Origin of the sequence: Nitratidesulfovibrio oxamicus (assembly GCF_015731765.1) — a bacterium.
GTDB classification, from domain to species: Bacteria; Desulfobacterota; Desulfovibrionia; order Desulfovibrionales; family Desulfovibrionaceae; genus Cupidesulfovibrio; species Cupidesulfovibrio oxamicus.
The window spans coordinates 1-4,469 of sequence record NZ_VRYY01000204.1 but is presented as its reverse complement, the minus strand read 5'-3'; the positions used below and the strand labels follow the sequence as shown (position 1 = coordinate 4,469).

At 68.2% G+C, this 4,469-nt stretch carries 2 protein-coding genes and 1 pseudogene; all 3 read right to left on the bottom strand.

Going from position 1 to position 4,469, the window contains the following annotated elements; translation table 11 throughout:
• Positions 1-592, bottom strand: a pseudogene (locus FVW20_RS08225) (monofunctional biosynthetic peptidoglycan transglycosylase); the annotation flags it as partial.
• Positions 593-851: 259 nt separating this feature from the next.
• The gene (locus FVW20_RS08220; protein ID WP_196609035.1) at positions 852-2,411 is read right to left on the bottom strand and encodes a PhoH family protein; all 1,560 of its coding nucleotides are present in this window, start codon (positions 2,409-2,411) and stop codon (positions 852-854) included.
• Between the two features lie 475 nt (positions 2,412-2,886).
• Positions 2,887-4,469: AAA family ATPase (locus tag FVW20_RS08215; protein WP_196609034.1), on the bottom strand; the 1,583-nt coding region annotated here is incomplete at its 5' end.

Genomic DNA, 4,469 nt, shown 5'->3' with positions numbered 1-4,469 from the left:
GAACACGTGTGGGGCCTTGCGGCGTTTTTCGCGCCGGTGCGGGCGACGCGGCGGGCTGCATGCTCAGGTAGGGCGAGGCGTTTCGGTCGGCGCCTTCCGGCGATGCGGCGGGGGTTTCGTGCTGCCCGGTTTCCGGACTGCCGCCTGCATCGTGCTGTCTGCCGTCAGCACCTTGCGACCTGCCCGGCGAGCCGGATTTGCCGTCCGGGTGAGCCGGGCCAACCGGTCCAGCAGATCCGGCCTTGTCCGGCATACTCGCCGCCTTGGCGCCCCTGCGACCCAGCATGGCGCCCACCACGTGGGCGATGATCGCCCACAGGCCACGCGCCATGCGACCTGCCGACACGAACAGCCAGCGCAACGCGCCGAATATGCCGCGTCCCGTTGCCGTCGCTGCCAACGACAGGCCAAACGCCACCCCACGCAGCACGCGGCCAGCCAGCCACCCCACGCCGTGCAGTGCGCGACCGGCCAGGTCGTCTTCGGTTTGCGGCGCGGGCAACTGGATGTCCGGCAGATCGGCTGCGGAAGTGGCAGGGGCATGGTCCTCGCGGGGGGTATGGTGACCATATCGGCCATATCTGGTGGACATGCCGGAATGCTATCCGTGCCGCACCGGGCGCGCAAGGGACCTGTGCTGCTATTTTGTCCCTCGCCTTGGGGCGGACCCGGGAACGACAATTCCTACGAAAACGATTGAAGGTTTTGGGGGGTGGGGGTGCGGGGGAGGATACCCTTTTCATGCGTTGCGGTCGTCATCCGCAAGACTCAGGCTCCGCGCTCGCCTAACGGTTGCCGCAAAAGGGTTCCTCCCCCGAAAAAAGGAGTCCTTATTCTCGATCCGCTCTTGCTTACAGCCCTGCCGCCACCACCATGTCGGTGATGGGGCCGCGGCTCTTGCGCCCGCGCAGCACCAGATGCGCGTAGCCGGGGTTGCCGCGCAGCAGGCGCACCAGCCAGTTCAGGCCGTTGTTTTCCGGGCTGTTGAAGGGGGCGTCCACCTGCTGGGTGTCGCCCATGCAGATCACCTTGACGTTGCGGCCCATGCGGGTGAGCAGGGTGCGCAGGTCCTCGCGCGAGAGGTTCTGGGTTTCGTCCAGGATAACCACGCAGTCTTCCAGGTTGCGGCCCCGCGTGTAGTTGATGGGCAGCACCTGGATCACCTTGGGGTTCAGGCGGCTGAGGCTGGTGCCGTTGGGCGTGGCCGCCAGCGCGTTGGGGGCGCGGCGGTGCTCGTTATGCAGCTTCAGCATCAGGTCCACGATGTATTCCATGTACGGATCGGTCTTTTCGGTCAGGTCGCCGGGCAGGTAGCCCAGCTTGGGGCCGATTTCCACCAGCGGCTTCGAGATGAAGATGCGCTTGTGACGCTTTTCCTTCAGCACCATTTCCAGCGCGCAGCCCAGCGCCAGGAAGGTCTTGCCCTTGCCCGCCGTGGATTGCAGGCTGACCAGCGGAATGTCCGGGTCCAGCATCAGGCGCATGGCCAGTGCCTGGTACACGTCGCGGGGCACGATGTTCCACGGGGTGGGGGCGAACTTGACCTCCTGCGTTGCCAGGGAGCGGTCGTGGAACACGGGGTATGCCCCTTCCCAGGTGAAGCTGTTGGGCACCACGTCGGCGGGCGGCACGAAGCCGGTGTAGCGTTCCGATTCCGAGCGGAAGGGGATGGAGCAGCGGTATTCCTCGCTGCGTAGGCCGGAACTGGTGTCGGCCATGATGCGCAGCAGCCGGTCGTTGGAAACCAGCACCACGGGTTCCTCGCGCGGTACGGTGGCCAGCAGCGAGCGGGCGTCGGCGATGATGTACTGGTCGGGGGAGGATTTGACCTCCGGCGCGGACGAGGGCAGGGCCAGGGCCTGGTAGTCGCCGGTGACAACCCGCAGGTGCCCCTGCAGGACGGCTGCCTCCACGGCGGAAACGGCGCGGGACACCAGATGGGCCTTGGCAGGCTGGCGCTTCAGCTTGTCCAGCTCTTGCAGCACGGTCTGGGGCAGGTAGCAGGCGTTCTCGCTGTCGCTGCGCAGTTGCTCGATGCAGCCGGGGTCTTCCAGCAGGACGTTGGTGTCGATGACGTAATGCTTGCGGATTTCGCCGCCGGGGAGGCGCGTGGCGGTCTTGCGACGGGCGGGTGATGAGGCGGCGGAGGGCGTGCGGGCGGTCTTGCCGTTTGCCTTGCCTGTGGGGCGGGGCGCCGTGCGTGCGGCGTTCCTGAGGTCGGCGTGGTGCGACTGGCGGTGTTCCTCGAAATCCTCCAGTGACGTGAGCTTGATCTTGCCGTTGCGTTCCGGCAGGGGCGGGGCCTCTTCCTGCATTGCAGAAGGCGCGGGGACGGATGTGGCGCCGGTGACGGGGGCTGCCCGTTCCTTGCGGCGCTTGCCGTTGCCTGCGTCCACCTTCTTCTTCGCCATGGGTGCTCCTGGGGTTGGGGCCACGAGGCGGATTGGGCGGGGCGACGTGCGCTCCGTAGTCTGGGAACTCTAGAAATTCTTTAACGCGCTTTTCGGGAATACGGAAGCACCCCCGGAAGAGCGTTGGGTGAGGATATGGTGACGGAGGTGTGACGCGGGTTGCGGCCCGGCGGCGTGCTGGCGCGGATGGCGGGATATGCGCGTGCGGGCCGGAAGGGGAAAATGGACGGAACGCGGCAGGATGGCGACAATGGCGCAGAACCGGGAGCGCGGGGCCGGACATGGCGGGAACGCAAGTCGGCCCGGCGTGGGGCCGGGCCGCTGCGAGTGTGGCAAACCTGGGCGGCCTGGTGCCGCGCTGATCCGGTGTTCCGGTACTACCCGCCCCGGTGCTCAGATGATCCGGTGATTCAATGATCCGGTGACTGGTGGACAGGGGGCAGGGCAGGCAGGGGACAGTTCCTTTCCGGGGGCATCAATCGAAGCTGCGGTAGAACACCGCGCCGTCGCCGAATGCGGGCTCCACCGTGGCGGCGGGAAAGCGCGGGAACAGCCGCTCTGCCGCCCCGCGGGCATCTGCGGGCCTGGCGTAGAAGCGCGGCGGCATCAGGTAGAAACGCAACCCCCGGTCGGACTTCCACACCGGGGCCAGCACCACGTCGCGCTTGCCCCCGCTCTTGGCGCGCAGGGCGCGGTAGGCTTCTTCCACGGTGGCGTGGCTTTCCAGCAGCAGGGCGTATTGGCCGCGCCGTTCCATGCCCGGTTCCATGGCCAGGGCGGGCAAGGCCAGGATGGTATCGGAAGGCAGGCGGTTGGGATTGGTGATGGCCGGGTTGGCCTGCATCACGGCGTCCAGCACGGCGGCGGACCGGCCATATACGGTGTCCAGCAGGCCGAGCAAGGTTTCGCCGCGCGGCAGCACCACCAGCCCCAACCGGGTTGGCGGCGCAGTCTGGGCCGCAGTCTGTACCGTGGTCTGGGTGGCGACTTGGGCGGTGGACGCCGGGGCACCCGCAGCGGGATACGACGCCACGGGAGTTGCCGCCAGCGAGCGGGACGCGGTGCCCGCGCGGGTTTCAGCATTGGCCGGGCCAGATGACGCCGACGAACCCAAAGAACCGGGCAAACCGGCCTGCGCACCATCCTGCGTCGTCCCCGCGCCCGTCTCCGGAACGCCCCCATGGCCGGACAACCCCAGCATGGCCAGCAGCGGTCGGAACATCCCTGCCGTGTCGTCCTTCACGTCCGTGTCCGTGGGGACTTCGGCGGGCGCGATGTCCTGTCCGCTTCCGGATGTCCACGGCAGGCGCAGTTCGCCGCCCAACGGTGCGCGCCCGGTCAGCAGGCCGCCGCCCAGCAGCACTCCGGCCAGCAGCACGGCGGTCAGCGCGGCATACCCCACCACGCGGAGCGGACTGGGTCCAACCCGCCCCGCACTGGCCGCAGGGCCGGTATCCAGCCTGCCGCCCAGCCCCGCGTCGCGGTGGGCAAAGGCCAGCACCTCGCGCCAGGTCACCCGGCGACGGTTGTTGATGAGCAGGTTCATGACCAGTTGATGGCACAGGCGCATGATCTTGCGCGGGTAGCCGCCGGTGGAGTGGTGCACGGCCAGCAGGGCGGGCAGGGTGAACAGCCGTTCCCCGGCGGGTCCGCCCGCAAGGCGCAGCCGGTGGCGCACCATGCGGATGGTTTCGCGCCGTGAAAGGGGGCGCAGGGGCAGGTATTCGTTGATGCGGTCGCGAAAGTTGGGCAGCGCGGCGATGGTGTCTTCCAGTTCGCGCTGGCCGAACAGGATGATCTGGAGCAGCTTTTCGGTGTTGGTCTCGAAGTTCAGCAGCTCGCGCAGCACTTCCAGGCATTCGGGCAACAGTTTCTGGCCTTCGTCGATGCACAGCACCACGATCCGGCCGCCTTCCCGCTGTCCGTGTGGCTCCTGTTGACTGGACAGGCCGGCCGGCTCCTGCGTCAGGCGCAGCAGCGCGGCCTGGATGCGCTCCACGGCCTCGCGCCGCAGTTCGCTGCCGGGCGCCGCGCGCGGGGTGTCGACGTGCTCCTGCG